16 protein-coding genes are annotated in these 17217 nt (G+C 34.4%); all 16 read right to left on the bottom strand.

The window, feature by feature from the left end:
• Positions 1-113: 113 nt before the first annotated feature.
• Complete coding sequence (locus tag C1T31_RS00525) at positions 114-809, bottom strand: PoNe immunity protein domain-containing protein (RefSeq protein ID WP_123912608.1); 696 nt, start codon at positions 807-809, stop codon at positions 114-116.
• Between the two features lie 37 nt (positions 810-846).
• Entirely contained in the window at positions 847-2142 is a 1296-nt protein-coding gene (locus tag C1T31_RS00520; RefSeq protein WP_103050516.1) for a phenylacetate--CoA ligase family protein, read from the bottom strand.
• Positions 2139-3809: a C45 family autoproteolytic acyltransferase/hydolase gene (locus C1T31_RS00515; RefSeq protein WP_103050515.1), complete on the bottom strand. Its 1671-nt coding sequence runs from the start codon at positions 3807-3809 to the stop codon at positions 2139-2141. Before C1T31_RS00515 ends, C1T31_RS00520 begins: the two co-directional genes overlap by 4 nt.
• 7 nt (positions 3810-3816) lie before the next feature.
• Positions 3817-4686 carry a cupin-like domain-containing protein gene (locus tag C1T31_RS00510; RefSeq protein ID WP_103050514.1) on the bottom strand — a complete coding sequence of 290 codons (870 nt, stop codon included), beginning with the start codon at positions 4684-4686 and terminating at the stop codon, positions 3817-3819.
• A 1-nt stretch (position 4687) separates the two neighbouring features.
• Complete coding sequence (locus C1T31_RS00505; RefSeq protein ID WP_103050513.1) at positions 4688-6232, bottom strand: phytoene desaturase family protein; 1545 nt, start codon at positions 6230-6232, stop codon at positions 4688-4690.
• Complete coding sequence (locus tag C1T31_RS00500; RefSeq protein ID WP_103050512.1) at positions 6233-9919, bottom strand: 1-acyl-sn-glycerol-3-phosphate acyltransferase; 3687 nt, start codon at positions 9917-9919, stop codon at positions 6233-6235.
• A complete protein-coding gene (locus tag C1T31_RS00495; protein ID WP_103050511.1) occupies positions 9912-11108 on the bottom strand; it encodes a DUF2062 domain-containing protein in 1197 nt (398 codons plus the stop codon). The genes C1T31_RS00500 and C1T31_RS00495 overlap by 8 nt, the downstream gene beginning before the upstream one ends.
• Positions 11109-11212: 104 nt before the next feature.
• Complete coding sequence (locus C1T31_RS00490) at positions 11213-11710, bottom strand: hypothetical protein (protein ID WP_243398863.1); 498 nt, start codon at positions 11708-11710, stop codon at positions 11213-11215.
• Between the two features lie 5 nt (positions 11711-11715).
• Positions 11716-12081, bottom strand: a complete 366-nt coding sequence (locus tag C1T31_RS00485) for a hotdog family protein (RefSeq protein WP_103050510.1) — start codon at positions 12079-12081, stop codon at positions 11716-11718.
• Positions 12081-12716 carry a porin family protein gene (locus C1T31_RS00480; RefSeq protein ID WP_103050509.1) on the bottom strand — a complete coding sequence of 212 codons (636 nt, stop codon included), beginning with the start codon at positions 12714-12716 and terminating at the stop codon, positions 12081-12083. Before C1T31_RS00480 ends, C1T31_RS00485 begins: the two co-directional genes overlap by 1 nt.
• Positions 12716-13327 (bottom strand): hypothetical protein, encoded by a 612-nt coding sequence (locus tag C1T31_RS00475; RefSeq protein WP_103050508.1) that lies wholly within the window; start codon positions 13325-13327, stop codon positions 12716-12718. Before C1T31_RS00475 ends, C1T31_RS00480 begins: the two co-directional genes overlap by 1 nt.
• On the bottom strand, positions 13305-13925 hold the full coding sequence (locus C1T31_RS00470; protein ID WP_165780054.1) for a LolA family protein: 621 nt from the start codon (positions 13923-13925) through the stop codon (positions 13305-13307). The genes C1T31_RS00475 and C1T31_RS00470 overlap by 23 nt, the downstream gene beginning before the upstream one ends.
• Positions 13918-14610 carry a polysaccharide deacetylase family protein gene (locus C1T31_RS00465; RefSeq protein WP_243398862.1) on the bottom strand — a complete coding sequence of 231 codons (693 nt, stop codon included), beginning with the start codon at positions 14608-14610 and terminating at the stop codon, positions 13918-13920. Before C1T31_RS00465 ends, C1T31_RS00470 begins: the two co-directional genes overlap by 8 nt.
• Before the next feature lie 71 nt (positions 14611-14681).
• Entirely contained in the window at positions 14682-15746 is a 1065-nt protein-coding gene (locus C1T31_RS00460) for a beta-ketoacyl synthase N-terminal-like domain-containing protein (RefSeq protein ID WP_103050506.1), read from the bottom strand.
• Positions 15746-16948 (bottom strand): beta-ketoacyl-[acyl-carrier-protein] synthase family protein, encoded by a 1203-nt coding sequence (locus tag C1T31_RS00455; RefSeq protein ID WP_103050505.1) that lies wholly within the window; start codon positions 16946-16948, stop codon positions 15746-15748. The genes C1T31_RS00460 and C1T31_RS00455 overlap by 1 nt, the downstream gene beginning before the upstream one ends.
• Positions 16949-16957: 9 nt before the next feature.
• Entirely contained in the window at positions 16958-17215 is a 258-nt protein-coding gene (locus tag C1T31_RS00450; RefSeq protein ID WP_103050504.1) for a phosphopantetheine-binding protein, read from the bottom strand.
• Positions 17216-17217: the final 2 nt, after the last annotated feature.

The following is a 17217-nucleotide window of genomic DNA, read 5'->3' as shown; positions in this document are numbered from 1 at the left end:
TTCGTAAGATTTTAGGGATTTAACAACTCTATAACAGCAAAAATCAATGGTTTTCGGTTAATTATGGGAAACTATAAATTTTCGATGGGGATTTTTTATAATGAAACTATTTTCTACCAATGTACAGCATCATATGGATAGTATTTTTGATCTTGGAGCTCTTCATCATTAAAACCTAATATTTTAACTACAGCAGCAACCTCCCAAGCCCAATACCCAAAATATAAATTTAGAGAGTCTTTATGGCTATCATGCCAATAGGATTCATCGTGACCTTTATACCACACTACATCTAAATATGCTTTTATTTTTTGAACAGCTACATTGTCATTTGTTTCATTTAACAAACTATCAATAGATTTATAAGGATGTTCCTGTATATAATTATTACTGTTAGCTAGCCAATCAGGGTCTTTTGATTTAATAAGAAAATTCAATAGTTTATCATTAACACTGTCCCTTTGAATTATTGAAGTAATTTTTTTAAAGTTTTCAATGTCAATATCACATAAAATAGCCAAGCTAACTAACCAAATCAAAGTATCCATATCTCCATAACCATCATCAAACTTAAAACCTTGAACAAAGGCAACAATGGTTTGAGACAATGCTTGGCTAACAATCTCTTTGCTATCTCCAACTGAATAATGTGAAATAGTTTTTTCAATTAAGTCAGATAAAAGTCCTAACTTAAGAGAATCGAGCCTCTCTTTATCATCAACTTTAGACATAAGCTTTATTGCATCTAAAACAGCTTCATCAATCTCTCTAATATTTTGCCTAAAACTATTCTTATTTTTGTCTCTCATGTCAACATATTCTAATTTAGAATTAGTTTTTAGGGTTTTAATCCTGTTTCCGTTTATCAATCAACAAAATTGGCTTTCGGCTCATAACGGGAAATTGTAATTTTTGTATGGTTTCCTTATCATGAAATTCAATGGTAGGAGAAACCCGTAACTTGGCCCGAAAGTGGTCCTTGATATTGGATAGCAACTTAATATTTGGGTTTTTTGAGGCTATTTTTATGCAAATTTCATCAGTGCCAATAGCGTTTTTAGATATTTCTATAACATAGGCTTGAACTTCAGTAAAGTCATTTAGAATATTATCCATGGCAGGTGGGTATAAGGTTGTGCCCTTATACTTTATCATTTGTTTTTTGCGACCAACCACTGGACCCAAGCGCATGGTGTTTCGGCCGCATGAGCAGGCTTCGGTATGAGCTGTTACCATGTCGCCTGTTTTAAAACGTAACAACGGCATACCTTCCACACCCAAGGTGGTGATGGTCAATTCACCAATTTCGCCATCGGCAACGGGATTATTGTCATCATCCAAAATTTCGGCTATAATAAGTTCTGGATGATGGTGGCCTCCTTGTTGGGCTTCACACTCATTAAAGGCCGTGTTCATTTCAGTTGAGGCATAGGTTGAATAGAGCTCAATGTTCCAGTCATCCGTAATTTTTTGTGCCAATGTATTTAAGGTAAAGTCTTGATTCCGCAAAGGTTCACCAATGCAAATGGCACCTTTTACACCCGATTGATTGATATCAATATCATGTTGTTTGGCATATTCAATAAGTTTCAGCAAGAAAGACGGTACCGCTATTAAATAGGTGGGTTTAAATTTTAAAATAGAGTCCCATTGTAATTCAGGAATCCCAGCACCCACGCGAATGATACCAGCGCCTAATTTTCTGGAACCCAAAAAATAGGCAAGACCGGCCATAAAGCGCCTGTCAATAGTAGTCATTAACTGCATGACATCTGTTTTGGTAACTCCGGAACAGGCAAATGAAATGGCTTCGTTGTAGGCTAAACGGTTTAAATCGTTATCAGTAAGCGCAAAAATAACAGGATCGCCTAATGTTCCTGATGTCGTTACATAATCAATGATATCTTCTTTGGGCACACACAAAAAGTCATCATTGTGATGTTGTAAATCATCTTTTGTTGTAACAGGAATCTGACTTAAATCTTCCAGTTTCTTAATTTTAGAAACATCAATGTTGTGAGCTTTAAAAACATCTTGATAATACGCGGAATTTTTATTCAAATAAGCCAATAAATCACGCAATTTATCTTCTTGAAAGCTTTTAATAGTTTCTTTAGACGCTAGTTCTATTTCTGGAATCATTCGTTCAATCGTCTTTTAATTTTTTTAATATATAAATCAATTTGTTCTCTATCTGGAATCGTCGTTATTTCTTTGGTTTTTGCCATTTCAAAGGCATTTAAAGCGGCTCGGTAGTACTTCTTCTCGTAGTTATACTTACCGATAATATAGTACACCTCCCAATAGTCAGGATTGGTTTGTTGAAACTCTTTTAATGTTTCAGGGGTAACGTTTTCTTCATTTTTAATCGCTTTAGAAATCTCGCGACTTAAAATTCGGTTTCGTTCATAGTTTTTATAGGCTTGGGTATACAGAAATGGATCGGCTTCAATAGTCAGGACTTCATTGTGAAGCGATTTTCCAGAACTGTTTTTTGGCGCTTCCTGAAAAACTGTATTGAGATCATAAGCCACAAAGGCTCCTAATTGATAAGGATTTGCCGAAACCCATACCAGGCGTTCATGGGGTTTAAATACTATACCGTGATGTGCCAATAGTTGATTCAATGCCTTTTCATTGCCATAACCGATGGATTCGTCATCCAAGCCTTTGGTGTTTCTTAAAATGTCTACGGCCACTTTCGGTGTGAGCTTTGGAGTGTCATTTATTAGCTCCTCCATACGCTCATAACGATATTGTGAATGGCTTTCAGCTTTATGTTTGATGTTATTTTTGTCGTTGGCATAGGCATCACTTTGAAAATGATTGGAACAAATCAACTCATTGGAATTGTCTACTTGATAGATTCCAAAGTTTTCAGGGGACACTTCAATAGTTATAGCACGATTATCTGCGGCACTACCAATGAAAATAGATTCGGAAACAAAAACCTGCCTCTTTTTGGCAATTTCAATAGCCTCATCAATTGTTGCAGCATATTGCAGAATCTCACGCGTTAAGATGGAAATGGGTGTTTTTGCAGACCAAGGAATATCCGATTTTCCAGCATTGATGGTTACTGTCAATCCTTTTTCGTTCATACCTGAAACAACGCCAATCATTCCTGGCCAAGTAACGGACATAAATTTATGACCATTGGTAGGCTGCATAAAAGCAATGATTTTGTTTTTGGCAAAGGCATCGCCAGCATAAAAATCAAAATTCCGTCCAATGATCAAATGCCCATCTTCTGTTTTTTCTCCCCAAGCAGCAAACGAAGAACAGCCAACCAATGCCAAATCCTGTAAGGCATGACCAATGTCATGAGCGCTATGTAAATAGAGCATTCTCAAATAATCATCGGCTACATAGTCATAGTCATCACCAGCATATTTAGAAAGGCCTAAAATTTCAGCTTTATATTCTTCCGGCACATGTTGGTACATTTTCCGATTATACCAAGCCACAACTTTCCGGAGTAAATATTGTTTAAACTTTGAGGGGACAATTTCATCAACCTTACTCAAAAATGCGCGTTCCTGTTCTTCAAAAAGTTCCTGACTTACGGCTCCTGATTGCAATCCAATTTGATAAGGATCTCCAGCAGCAAACAATTCCCATTGGCCATACTTATTTCCAGTAATGAAGGCATTTGATGTTTTATAGGTGGAATCGGAAGTCGCTATTCTTTCAGGTTTGGTTTGGTTATAATGACTAACGTCAGGAACGTCTTCCAATGATTTGGAAACACCACAGGAAGTAAGAATACATAGTACAAAAAGACCAACAACATTTTTTTTTAGAGACATGATTCTATTATTTTGAAACTAGTTTGTTGGTTCTTCTAACAGCCTTTTGGTCTTTGTAATCAATCCATTTTTGGCCTTTCCATTTTCGCATTTTATTCTCAAAATGCCTCATAAAAAACACATTGTATAACATTCTTAATAGTACTTGTGGCTTTTTTGAAAAAGCACGCAACGTCATGGAAAAACCACCGTTTAAATAGGTGATATAATGCCAATAACCGCTCGGCATATAAAGTGCATCGCCATGTTTCATTTCAATTTCCAAGCCTTCAAGGTTTTTTAATGCAGGATATTTTTCAAAATCAGGATTGTCTAAATCAATAGCTTCTACATTATGTACCGCATAGGGAACTCTATAAAGATATTTCGTTTGACTAGGCGCAAAAAGTACCACTTTTTTATTGCCATGAAAATGAAAATGTACTAAATCTGCCAAATCCATATCATAATGAGGCAATACCTTGGAACCTTTACTTCCAAAGAACATAACGGGTAATCGCTTAAAAAATTTGAGCCCTATATCTGGATAATCAAAATCTTCAGCCAATACAGGCATCTTTTTCATAAGGTCATAAAAGAAGATTCGTAAATCGGTTGGTTTGGTTTTAATGAGCTCTAAATAGTCAAAGAGCTTCATTTCGGTAGTTGGTTCCGCCGATTTTTGCTTTCCCTTTGTTGGTTCATTATTGTACAACGGAACAATTTGATCACCAGCCAGGCTTTGAATATATTCTATGTTCCATTTATTATAGGCAGGCCAATCTTTTGTTAAGCCTTCAATTAAAACTGGAATTTGAGGCTTGTAATAATACTTGATGAAATCTTCTTTAGAGATTTCCTCAATGCGAGTTATGGGCTGTGTTTTAATAGCTGCCATATTACATTATTTTTTCTTCGGTATTGGCTTCTAAAATTTTATCCAATAAATAATCCTTTCCTACAATTTCAGAACAGGTTATGATAGCACTAATGGTAACACCCAAAATACCATGCATATTAATACTTTGACCAGTAAACATCAAATTAGGTATTCTAGTTTTAGGTGAAATAAACGATTGCATGGGTCTATTGACATCTTTCACGTAGCCATACATCGATCCATTGTTTGATGCAATATAATCTCTATAGGAAAGCGGCGTTGAGGTGTAAACCTCTTGGATACAATCTCTAATATTTGGAAACTTTTTCTCTAGTTCTACAATGAGCTTTTCGGCTTTTTCAGCTTTAAAATCTTCATAGGTTTGACCACGCTCATTTTTATTGGCAGCTGTATTAAAAGTATCAATCCAAGGCGTCATTTCTTCATAACGCATATAGGTCATAACGGTTATATTGTCTCCATATTCATCCATATCTTTTTTAATACCCATAGACATCATATAACCTTCTGGCCAAGATTCTTCAGTATAATCTTGTGCGTCCCAAATACGATCCGGATACTTAAAATGATAAAAATTCCTATTTTGATATTTGAAAGAATTAGGCTTTAAAACTAAATATAAACTAAAGGCTGCAATAGTACTCTCAATTTGATTGACTCGATTGGTATAGGATTTTTTGAATTTATCTTCACCAACATATTTCAGGGTTAATTTTGGTTCAATATTGGAAATGAACATATCAGCAAAAATTTCTTTTCCATTGGTGCATATGGCAGAAGTTAGTTTTTTGCTTTCTTCATCAAATCCAAATTTAATAACCTCGTGGCGTTTATAGGTTTCACCACCATGCTCCTTGAGTTTTTTAATGAGCTGTTTGGTAATTTGACTACCTCCATTAATACAGCGGTAAGCACTTTCAATATAAGAGTTAACTGATAAAGCATGGACATAAAAAGGAGTTCGTTCACTATCACCAGCATACAAATAATTTGAGCCTGCCAGAACACCGCGGAGTTTAACATTATCAGTTAGTGAATCAATATAGCCTTTAGCGGGTAATTGAAAAATTTCGGTATCGTCATAATAAGGCTTACCTTTTTTAAGCGAGTAAAGAGGGAATTTATTACAAGTCTCTCTTAATTTCTTGCAATAAGTTTTAATAGCTTCAGCCTCATCAGGGAATTCTTCAATTAAAACACGTTCAAAATTATCATAACCCTGTGCATGTCTATATTCCTTGTTGTCACCTTCAAAGGTAATTATGTCAAATCCGTTTTCATCAAGCTTTTTTAGGTTTAACCCGTCAAGGATACCTAAATATTTAAAATACTGATGCAGGTTTTGACCTTCGCTTAAACCACCAATATAGTGAACACCTGTGTCAAATATGGTTTTGTCTCTTGCAAAGGTCTGGAGATTACCACCAAACTGTTGATTTTTCTCAAGCACACAAACACTGTAACCTTCCTTGGCAAGAATAATGGCTGATACCAATCCGCCCAATCCGCTTCCAATTATTACAACATCGTAATGCGCTTTCATTTAGTGTTTATTTTTTAAAATAGTATAATTAGTGTTTTTAGAAATAATATTGAATGATTTTGATTCTAAAACATTCAAATAATACCTCTGACTTTCATGCAACAAAATAATATTTTCAAAAGTGTCCGTCAACAAGCTATCGAATAAATTTTCAATGTTTTCCGATGTGTTTAAAATTAAGGTATCACCAATATTTGATGATAATTCCGCTTTTGTTTGGGCTACCGTTATTTTATAATGTGTATTACTGATATAACTATTGGCAACAATTTCCCGAACCAGTGAATCTTCAATATACGTCGTTATTTTTCGGTCTGGGCTGTCTAAAGATAACAGAAAATCCAATTGGCCACAATCTTTTGAGAGGTGAACGATATTTGCCTGCTCATCAATAGTATCCATTAAGAATTTATATTCCGAAGCATGCTCTTTGAGGTCGCGTTTTACATGTTTATATAACTGATCGCCTTTGTATCTAAAATCCTCCAAAACGATAGGATGAAAATAGGTGTCATTTTCTATCTTTTCTCTTAAGGAATTAAATTCTGATCTAAAATATTGACTAATTTGCTTGGTGCGTTCTTTGTAGGTGGTTCCATATCTAGTATCGGAAGTCGATATCCTTTCCAATATTTTAAGCGTGATACTGCCATCTTTAATTATAAAGCTACCTTTAGGAAGCACTTCAGAATTTCCATGTATCAATACCGGAACGATATCTAGGTTGAGTTGTTCGGCCAAGAAAAAAGCACCTTTATGAAATCTCCTAATTTTATTGGTATTGGAACGAGTTCCTTCGGGGAAAGCCATAAGCGAGTAGCCTTGTTCCACTTTTTTCTTTAAATGCTCCAATCCATTTTCAATCCCACTGGAAACAGGATAAAAGCCTGCCAATTGTACCGCTTTGCCAAAAATGGGCGATTTATAAACCCAATCGTTTACCAAAAATATGATTTTAGGATGCAACATACCCATCGCCAATATATCCAGAAATGATGTGTGGTTAGCAATTATGATACATTGCTTTTCAAATGTCTCGTTGTGAGTATTGATAATCTTTTTGGAAACAAAAGGATTTGAATATAAAACGGATTTCATGAATACCGAAATGGTTTTATGAAACCACGCCATTTTAACTTTTTTGCTAATCGGAATTAATGGAATCAGAATAAGGCTCAACATCGATAGCACAAAACCACCAATACCATAATACCCAAATGACAAACAGGAATGTATTAATAAGCGCAAGGATATTGGACGTTTACTTTTACTACCAATAAATAATTTGAACAATAATGGTTGGATTGTGAAAGCCATCAACATAGCGGAAAGAATTCCAATTATAGATACCAACGAAATGGTATATAATGCAGGATGTTTAGCAAAAATCAAAACACCAACACCTAAAATGGTTGTAATTACCGATAGAATTATGGAAGTTTTATTGGTTGCAATAACCTGTTCGCCGGTTTGATAGGCTTTCAGCAAACCATTGGTAATGAAAATACTATAATCTATTCCTAAACCAAAAATAAACGTAGATATGATGATATTGAAAATATTAAACTCAATTCCAACAAGCCCCATAATACCAATGGTTAACAACCAAGTTAGCGCAATGGGAATACTAGTTACCAAAGTAAGTGAGAGGCTTCTATAAAAAAGGAATAGAATGAGTAAAACAACAATTAAGGAATAGCCTACCAAGCTATTAAAATCATTTTTCAGGTTACCCAAAAAGGTTTCGTTCATTTGTTTACGGTCAATAACCAAAGTTTGATTGGTTTCTTTAAAGCTATTGACCAAGTCCTCCGTCTTTTCATTTTGTAATTTGACAAGGGAGGTTACAGTGGTAAAATTGTTTTCAGTATTAATGTAATCATCAATATTAATCACATCCAGTGCCGAAAAATCGGAAACAGAAAGCGGACTGAATTCAGAATCCAAATGCTCATAAAAAGTATGAAATGTTGATGGTTTGAAGCCCAAGATATGACCACTCTCAATGAGATTTTTTTGTAGAGATTCTTTACGTTGGTCGGTCCAGAAATCATTCCAAACCTTTAGATGTTTGGCTTGTTCTGTTTCTGATTGTATAATGGCACCAATAGAGCTAAAGTCAACAATATCATGATGAGACTTTAAGGCGGTTAATTTGGTGTATATACTATCATTAATCTGAATAGCCTCTTGTTCACTTTCAGAATAAGCTGCCAAATAAACCGATTTAGAAGCGATATTGGTTAAAGCATCCAACCTTTTTTGAGCTTCCATCATTTCAGGTGGCTCATAATTAAGTTTCGACAAATCATTGTTAAAACCAACTTTATTGTAGGTAAAGAAACTAATACAGAAGAATATAACCACGGTTATAATAAGCCATTGCTTTTTATGTAAATCAATATGGGCTATTTTGTCTATAAGTGTTTTTTTGTTGGAAAGATTACCATTAGATTTATACACTTGTGGAATAAAAACAAGCGCAAACGATGATGCTCCCAGGACGCTAATAGCAGCGAAAATGCCTAAATCCTGAAGGGCTTGAGAATTTAAGAATAACAAACATAAAAAAGCTAGGGCAGTGGTCAAACTGCTCATTAATATGGGCTTGGTGATTTCTTCGTATAGTGCTTTAGTGTCATTGTTATTTCTGATGTGAGTTAGTACATGTAGAGAATAATCCAACGTCACTCCCAATAAAACGGAACCAATGCCAAGAGAAATTGCAGAGATTTTGGTGCGAATAATAAATAATAGGGCTACAGCCAATAAACCACCAAAAACAGTAGGTATAAACAAAATTAATGGCAACGTAATTTTTCTGTAGAAAACAATGAGTATCAATAAGAGGATGCTCATGGCTATGGAAACGGTTAGTTGGATATCACCTTTAATCTGTTTAGCATTGGCAACAGCAATTAATGCACCACCAAAATATTCACTGGAAACAGTACCATTAAATTCAGAATTCAATTGATCTTGTAAGAGGTAAAGTTGTTCTGAAAAAAGCGTGTTTTCAGCAGTTTCACTAGACTTATGGGTTGGTGTGATAAATAACAGAATATGCTTTTTGTCTTGGCTTAATAAAAATCCATTATGTAGGGAAAACGAATTACCAAAGGTTAGTTGCTGAAGCTTTTTTAAGGCCATAACAGATAATCCCAAAGGATCTTTTAGTATTGTTTCCTTGGTTACAAAGCCCGATGGCGAAATAAGCGTTTTATAATTGTTTCTGGTAATATTATCAATACTGTCTTTGTGAAGTTTGTTTTCAATTTCAGCATAGTCTTGAGCTTCCAGAAATAAGGGTAAATTGTTATAAACAAAGTCTAACGTGTTCAACACGGTTTCATCTTCAACCTTACCCTGAATTTTGGTATAGTAATTATTGCTATTCTTTGATAGGCTATCAATAAACTGCGAAGCATATTCGGTTAAATCATCAACGGAACCTTGACCTTCACGCTTGATGTTTACAATAATTTTATCAGCAAAATTGACAGTTTTTAAAACACGTTGGGCATCCGAGTTTTCTTTGGTTGTAGGTATTAATTTGGTAATGTCTTCTTCAAAGCTTATTCGGGAGGCTAACCACCCCAAAAGGGAAATTATGGTCAAAAAAACAGCAATACCAATAATCTTTTTGGATTGAATGGATTGGTATATGTGATAAAAAAAATCACCCATTTTTTAAAACAACATGCTTTCTGTCAAAAATTAAGAAAAATATATAACCGCATAGCCCCAAAACGGTTGCACAAACCACAGCCAAGGAGAAACTTCCAATAATATAGGCTTTTAAATGATTAAGCACATCAAAATTATCAACAAGTTCTTGTTTTGAATAACCATAATCAACATTCAGAATATATTGACCAAACTCAAAACTAGCATATAAAATAAACGGAATAAAAGGTGGTAAACTGACATTGGAGAAGGCAAATGCAATGGCTTTATTCAATCTCAAGAAAATGGCCAAAAAAATGACTATAACCGTGTGAAATCCCCAAAAGGGTGATAAACCTATAAAAACACCCAATGCTATGGAGAGCGCTTTTTTTCTAGCCGAATCGCCACTTCCCAAAAAATCTTCAAAGAAAAAGCGTTTAACTCCTTTGCGTTTGAATTTTCTATAAAGATCTCGAGGTTTGATATAAAAAAGCATAACGATTACCAACCAGGTATTTAAAATACTGATACGTGTAAAATCCTTAAATGGTCTAAAATGCGATACCCGTTCTTTTTCGTCGTACAGCACTTGAATTGGGATGTTTTTCACAGTAACTCCACGCCAAGCCGATTTTACAATCACTTCAATTTCAAATTCAAATTTTGAGGTGTAAAAAGTTATATTTTTTAAAACCTTAAGAGGATACAACCTAAAACCCGATTGCGTGTCATCAAGTTTGATACCTGTCTCAAACCAAAACCAAAAGTTGGAAAATTTGTTTCCAAAGCTGCTTTTGCTAGGCACGCCTTCTTGTTTCATATTACGAGAACCTATTAGTAAAAGTGCCTCGTCTTCTGAAGTTTCTAAAGCATTGACAAAATTTGGTATATCCGATGGAAAATGCTGACCGTCTGAATCTATTGTGATGACATATTCGTAACCAAGTTTTTGAGCTTTTTTAAAGCCTTCCCTTAAAGCCTTCCCTTTCCCTTGATTTTCGGAAAAATGAACTTGGGTTATATTTTGATAGGGCTGGAGTATTTGTGCTGTAGAATCAGTTGCGCCATCGTTGACTACAATAACCTGATTGGTAATTTCCAATACACCATCAAGTACACGTTTTAAGGTGCGCTCGTTATTGTATGTGGGAATAAGCACACATACCTTTAAATCAATAATTTTTTGTTGAATGAGGGTGTTTTGCACGCAATAGCAAGCATTTCAAATTATAAAATCAAAATTACTGCTTTTTTTCATCATCCTAAAAGTAATTACCGCCAAAAAAAGTAAATAACCAATGTGCAGTTGACTTATTCTTTGATACTTTCTTTTTCTTCTTCAGTAAACAATTTTGACTGCAAAATATAATCATTAATATGCCCCTTGAGATTTTTTGATCCAATATGCTCAAATTGTTTTAATAGAAATGCCTTGTCTTCTTCAATATTATTACGATATTTTAAAATTTTAGGCGCATTTTCTTGAATGCCTAATCTTACAAATCGTGGTTCAATGGCATTGGGTTCTTTTTCAATGGCATACTCAATGTAGCTCACACCATCTATAAACCCATCTTTTTTTTCCTTTATGGTTTTGGCATATTTGGCTTGCAATGCCAAAGCAGCTCCTTTATAGGCCACAAGAGCAACATGATCACTTTTGGTTATTGGTTCCATCATGTCGTAAAACGATTCCAAATGTGTTTTGTCTTGTGCCGCAACCTTATAACTTTCGCGAACGATAGACATCTCTTGAGCTTGAAAACTCATAGATAATATCAAAAACAATATGGAAATTATAGGTTTCATCAGAATTACTTTCTTCGAAAAGTTGTTGAAAGTTTTAAGGCAACCGTATCTTCAAATTTGGTGATATTCTTGACCTTAAAAAGTCCATCCTCTTCAGAAATTGTTAAGGTTAGATCAAGATCTGGATTTACTTCAGGATTTATAATTGCCATAAATTTCACATTGCTGGATGACTGCATAAAGAGTTTTTCATTGACAGCCTGTTCCGTTAATTCCTTAATGATTTGCATCATACAAACCCCTGGCGTTACTGGATTTCCAGGGAAATGACCTTTGAAGACTTCATGATTTTTGTTAATAGTGATATTAGCAGTTGCAGAACCATCTGCAATTGCTAAATTATTAACTGTATAAAAATTTTCTAGCAACATTACCAAGCAAATTTGTAAAACACACTAAACTGAAAAACGGAATTCAATTTGTTCTTTCCGTTATAGTATTCGCCTTCATAATAACCATTATTATAATAATCGTCATAATAACCATCTCTGACATCTATAAGACCTTGTTTGTATCTGGCTTCCAAACCAAGACCAAATGGAAATTCATATCCAATACCTGCAAACAATGTTAAATCAATTGGAGTAATCGTATCATATGGTAAGTTGTCAGAAACATTAAATTCCATACCAGGACCAAGCAATACATGAAGCCCTATTTTAGGTGACATAAAAAATTTATTGGTTAATGCGATACCAATATAATGTGTGCTAACATCCTCACTGTTTACATTGTATGTTATATCATTATAAGGGTCAGTAAATCTATAACTATCTCGCGACCAACCTTGATTAGAATAAGTTAATTCAGGCTGTAATTCATAAAAACGTGATAAATGTAAATTGACAAACATGGAAGCGTTGACACCAACTTTTCTATTGACATTTTCTAAATTGGTAATTTTTGAGGCATTTAAACCAGCTCTAAAACCTGGTCTCACTTTTATTTGTGAAAATGTTGTGGCCGTTGTCATAGCAACTACCATTAATAGCACGAGTTTCTTCATTATTTTATTGATTTCAGGGTTATTTTAAGTTGAATATTATAATGTATTATTTCTATTTGTTTTGCAATACTATCACTAATATCTGAAAAGATAAAAGATACTTTTTCTTTTGTGCCTTTTACACGGTTAATTTTAACAAGTTTTCCAATGTCAAAAAAGTAAAAATGCTTTTTATTGTATAAAGTGGTTTCATGAACATTCTGAAAGTTATTTTTATAGAACATTTCATTGCTCAAGGATTCGGTAATTAGGGTTTTAAAATCTTGTTTTAGAATTTTAATCAGCAAACCTTTGTCGAAGTCATCAACGATATAGTTGACTTTGAAATCATTTTGAGAAAAAGAAAAATCAAATAGTTTATTGCCCATTTCAGTGGTAAAAGCAACCCGATGCTCAAGCCCATTAATTTTTTTGATAATCAGCAGACCGCCAAACTGTCTATCGTAAACCTCAATTTTAGCCTTGTAAACATAGTCAATTTCATTATTGGAGAAATACGGGTTTACTAGAGTCCTTTGAGATGTGGTGTCTAATTTGAAGCCCTGCTTTTTAGGGTATGATCCACAGCCCAATATCAATAAGGAGAAACTAATTAGAAAAAACAGCTTCATTAATCGAATTATTTAACACTCTGTTGGAAAAAACTATTTTGGTATAATCACCCGAAGGTTCAATCATTTTCACCTGTTCAACATCTCCATTACTATTGAAGGTTATATGAAAAGCACTGATGTATTTTGATAACTTTTTGTCTTTGGATGCAAACTGAACCAAACTAGAATGATCGTTTTTAAAGTATTCGATTGAAAACGTCTCATCATCAAACATATCACCTTTAATACTATTTATGATGAGTTTATTTAGTTGTTTGAACATCTGATTGGAACCAATATCAATATTACTTTTGTTGCCTTCATCATTAATGTATAAGGTTTCATTTTTGAAGATAACGGAATACTTAAAAGGATCTACGTAACTCCACTTAATCAAATTTGGCGATTTGAATGCCAATTGTCCTTTGGTTACAACATCGTTATCCAAAAAATCCAAATGCTTTGATTGGGTAAAATCACTTGTAATAGTTTTAGTAGTGGCTGCTCTGGTTTTAACCAAAGTTTTTAAAGCGGCTGCCTCTTGACTATTCATAGGGGATTGGGCAAAAAAATTTGCCGAAATCAAAAAAAATGGAATGAAAAAGATTTTACGCATAGGCTTTAACATTAAATAAATCATTTACAGTTACAGACTGTAGGTTTTTCTCTTGCAAAAATAACAATAACCGTTCCAAAACTCTGATTGTTTTTTCACTCGTGTCGTGAAGCAAAATAACATCGCCTTTTTTTAGGTTTTTTGTTATGCGATTAAAAATTTGATTTTCGTTGAGGTTGGTAGTATCAAAAGAGCGTCTGTTCCATCCAATAGTAGTTAAATGTAAGTGTTTAACTGCTCTTTTTATTTTGGGATTTGTTACGCCAAAGGCAGGACGGTATAGGCATGGGGTTATACCCAACACATTTTTGACAATAGTATTGGTTTTTTGTAATTCAGCAATTACTTTTTGAGTATTAAAAAACCCAAAGTTATTTGCATGTGAATAGGTATGATTACCTATTGTATGACCATGTTCAATAATGGTTTTAATAATATCTGGATGTGATTCTATGTGCTTACCAATACAAAAAAATGTTGCCTCTGCTCGGTACGTTTCCAATACCTTTAAAACTTTAGGTGTGAAATCAGGGTTTGGACCATCATCAAAGGTAATGGCAATATTATTGGCGTTTGGATTGTTGTTTAGAGTTTTTAAATGGTAATTCCAACCTATTAATCCTGAACCCAAAATGGTTAAAACCAACCAGGCCAGACCGATTGGAAGAAGCCACCAAAAAGACATGTTAATTAGGAAATGTAAGCAAATAAATAATACAAAAAGAATGCCTGTTGTGATATTTACTGACCTAAAATTCAGCATTGTTTTAGTAAGGTGAAACTATGGTTTTCTCCACGATACTGGTTGTACAACAATATAGTTTTAAAAGATGCCTGTTTAATGTTGTTTAGCTTTACACTTTCTGGAAGAGATTGGGTTTTTATAATTTTGGAAGCTAACCAAAAACCAAATGACGATGCAGTATTAAATTCACCACAGAGATGTTTGTAATAAACCTGTTGCGTGTTTTTGAATGGACCTGATTGCAATTCATGATAATAACCATCATGCTCAATGTCGCCATTGTTACCCAGAATTAGAATATCAATATCTGAAACCTCAAGGTTGTTTTCAGCTAAAAAATCAGTAGCAGCTTTTGTTATTTCAGCTTTTGTGAGCGTGTTGAAGAGTTTTACTGCAGTAACTTCAGCATAAGAAGAGGCTTGTTTTTCATTTGACAATACAAAGAAATTAGCACCTTCTGCAAAAACTGCTCCAACCGAATTTGATTTTAAAAGTTCAGAACTTTTAACTGCATGCGGTTTTATATGGTTGATGAGTTTGTGAATGGTAACGGTATGATCTCCAAGTTCATCAACGCCTCCAACAAGGATATTGTGTTCTTCGTTATTTTCCAATTGAAGTTTAGCATCCAAAAGCGCAGATTCAAATGAGTTACTTCCATGTACGTAAGTAAAATTATATCCTTTACATTGTAATTCCAATGCAATTTGTCCACCTACGGTATTATGTGTTGACTGAATAAATGATGTTGGGGTTAGGTATTGCTCGTCATTATCAATTATGGCACTCACGAATTTTTCGGAATCACGCACACAGCCCATTCCAGTTCCAGTTATAATGGCATCAACATTTTCTAAACCTGCATCTTGTAAAGCTATTTTTGATGCTACAACACCCATTTTAATACCTTTTGCCATACGTCTTGCAGCAGCAGGAGGAATGTAGTCTTTATAAATAGGGTCTATAACAGAAATAACGTTGTCTTCATAATCAACAATGTCATTCAAAAATTCATTATTGTCAAATGTCTTTTGACCTGAAATGGAACCAATACTATTTATATAGACTTGCTTCATTATTGTTCTTTAGAAAATATAACAGTTGAACAATTGCCACCAAATCCAAACGAATTGGACATAACTGTTTTAAGAGGCTTTTCTTTTAACTCAAGTTGTGGTGTCATATCAAATTCCTTCATCTGCGTTTCAAAATTCAGATTGGGATAAACTACATTGTTTTGAAGTGCTAAAACCGAATACACAGCTTCAATCGCTCCAGCCGCAGCTAGTGTGTGTCCTGTGTAGGCTTTAGTAGAACTGAAATCAGGAACATGCTCTCCAAAAACACGAATGATAGCACGACCTTCTGATAAATCATTATTGCCAGTTGCAGTACCATGTGCATTGATGTAATCAATATCAGCTGGAGTAAAGTCGGCTACTTTTAATGCTTTTTCCATTGCTAGGAATGCGCCATCACCATTATCTGAAGATGCTGTTTGGTGATAGGCATCATTGGCATTGCCGTAACCTTTTACATAGGCCAAAACAGTTTTATTCTCTGCCTGTACGACAGCATCAGATTCCAATACCAAGAAAGCGGCAGCTTCACCTAAATTCAAACCTTTTCGGTTTTCATCAAAAGGCGTATTGTAGGTATCTGATAATATCATTAACGTCTTGAATCCATTGATTGTAAACTTTGATAAACAGTCGGCACCTCCAACAATTACACGATCCAATAAGCCTGATTTTATTAATCGCGCACCAAGCATAATGGAATTAGCAGCCGAAGAACAAGCAGTACTAATAGTTGTAACCAAGCTTTTTTCAATGCCTAGTTGTTCTGCTATTTTTTGTGTAGAATCACCAGCATGATGTCCTTCGATATATTTTTGCGTGGCTTTATTTTCAAGATAATCATAAAAATAGCGTTCTGTCATATCCATGCCACCAACACTTGTCGCTGAAACCAATCCAGTTTTGTAAGCATTAATATCGGTTATTCCGGCATTTTTAATAGCTTCCTTTGCGGCCACAACGCCAAGGAAAGCAGTCCTTGAATAATTGTTGTCTGAACTTAAATGGAGTTGTTGTTCAAATTCACTATTGGTAAATGCAATTTCACCAACCATGATATCATTGACATGGTTCGTTTTAATTTTTTTAACACGGGAAATCCCCTTATTACCGTTAATAAGTGCATGGTAGTTTTCTGCCACATTGTTTCCAATGGCAGAAATAATTCCCATTCCAGTTATAGCAACCCCTTTACTCAAATGAACGACTTATTTGGTTCTGTGTTCTGTGATATAAGCAGCCATAGTATCAATCGATTCAAAAATCGCACGACCTTCTTTAGGGTCAGTTAATTTGATACCATAACTTTTATCCAACATGACAATTAACTCCAGTGCATCAATAGAATCTAAACCTAAACCATCACCAAAAAGCATATCGTCATTTGCAATATCCTCTGGAGACATGTCTTCTAAATTCAATTGCTCAATTATATTTTCTTTTAATTCTTGTTTTAAAGCATCCATAA

Origin of the sequence: Hanstruepera neustonica (assembly GCF_002895005.1) — a bacterium.
Lineage (GTDB): Bacteria > Bacteroidota > Bacteroidia > Flavobacteriales > Flavobacteriaceae > Hanstruepera > Hanstruepera neustonica.
The sequence above is the reverse complement of the archived record's forward strand: the minus strand, read 5'-3'. Positions and strand labels throughout refer to the sequence as shown.

What these genes read in the sequence shown, in the direction of transcription:
- C1T31_RS00485 (WP_103050510.1), bottom strand. Translation starts at nt 12,081, where the DNA reads ATGTTGCTAGAAAATTTTTATACAGTTAATAATTTAGCAATTGCAGAT.
- C1T31_RS00510 (WP_103050514.1), bottom strand. Translation starts at nt 4,686, where the DNA reads ATGGCAGCTATTAAAACACAGCCCATAACTCGCATTGAGGAAATCTCT.
- C1T31_RS00520 (WP_103050516.1), bottom strand. Translation starts at nt 2,142, where the DNA reads ATGATTCCAGAAATAGAACTAGCGTCTAAAGAAACTATTAAAAGCTTT.
- C1T31_RS00490 (WP_243398863.1), bottom strand. Translation starts at nt 11,710, where the DNA reads ATGAAACCTATAATTTCCATATTGTTTTTGATATTATCTATGAGTTTT.
- C1T31_RS00465 (WP_243398862.1), bottom strand. Translation starts at nt 14,610, where the DNA reads ATGTCTTTTTGGTGGCTTCTTCCAATCGGTCTGGCCTGGTTGGTTTTA.
- C1T31_RS00525 (WP_123912608.1), bottom strand. Translation starts at nt 809, where the DNA reads ATGAGAGACAAAAATAAGAATAGTTTTAGGCAAAATATTAGAGAGATT.
- C1T31_RS00505 (WP_103050513.1), bottom strand. Translation starts at nt 6,232, where the DNA reads ATGAAAGCGCATTACGATGTTGTAATAATTGGAAGCGGATTGGGCGGA.
- C1T31_RS00470 (WP_165780054.1), bottom strand. Translation starts at nt 13,925, where the DNA reads ATGCGTAAAATCTTTTTCATTCCATTTTTTTTGATTTCGGCAAATTTT.
- C1T31_RS00475 (WP_103050508.1), bottom strand. Translation starts at nt 13,327, where the DNA reads ATGAAGCTGTTTTTTCTAATTAGTTTCTCCTTATTGATATTGGGCTGT.
- C1T31_RS00460 (WP_103050506.1), bottom strand. Translation starts at nt 15,746, where the DNA reads ATGAAGCAAGTCTATATAAATAGTATTGGTTCCATTTCAGGTCAAAAG.
- C1T31_RS00450 (WP_103050504.1), bottom strand. Translation starts at nt 17,215, where the DNA reads ATGGATGCTTTAAAACAAGAATTAAAAGAAAATATAATTGAGCAATTG.
- C1T31_RS00515 (WP_103050515.1), bottom strand. Translation starts at nt 3,809, where the DNA reads ATGTCTCTAAAAAAAAATGTTGTTGGTCTTTTTGTACTATGTATTCTT.
- C1T31_RS00500 (WP_103050512.1), bottom strand. Translation starts at nt 9,919, where the DNA reads ATGGGTGATTTTTTTTATCACATATACCAATCCATTCAATCCAAAAAG.
- C1T31_RS00480 (WP_103050509.1), bottom strand. Translation starts at nt 12,716, where the DNA reads ATGAAGAAACTCGTGCTATTAATGGTAGTTGCTATGACAACGGCCACA.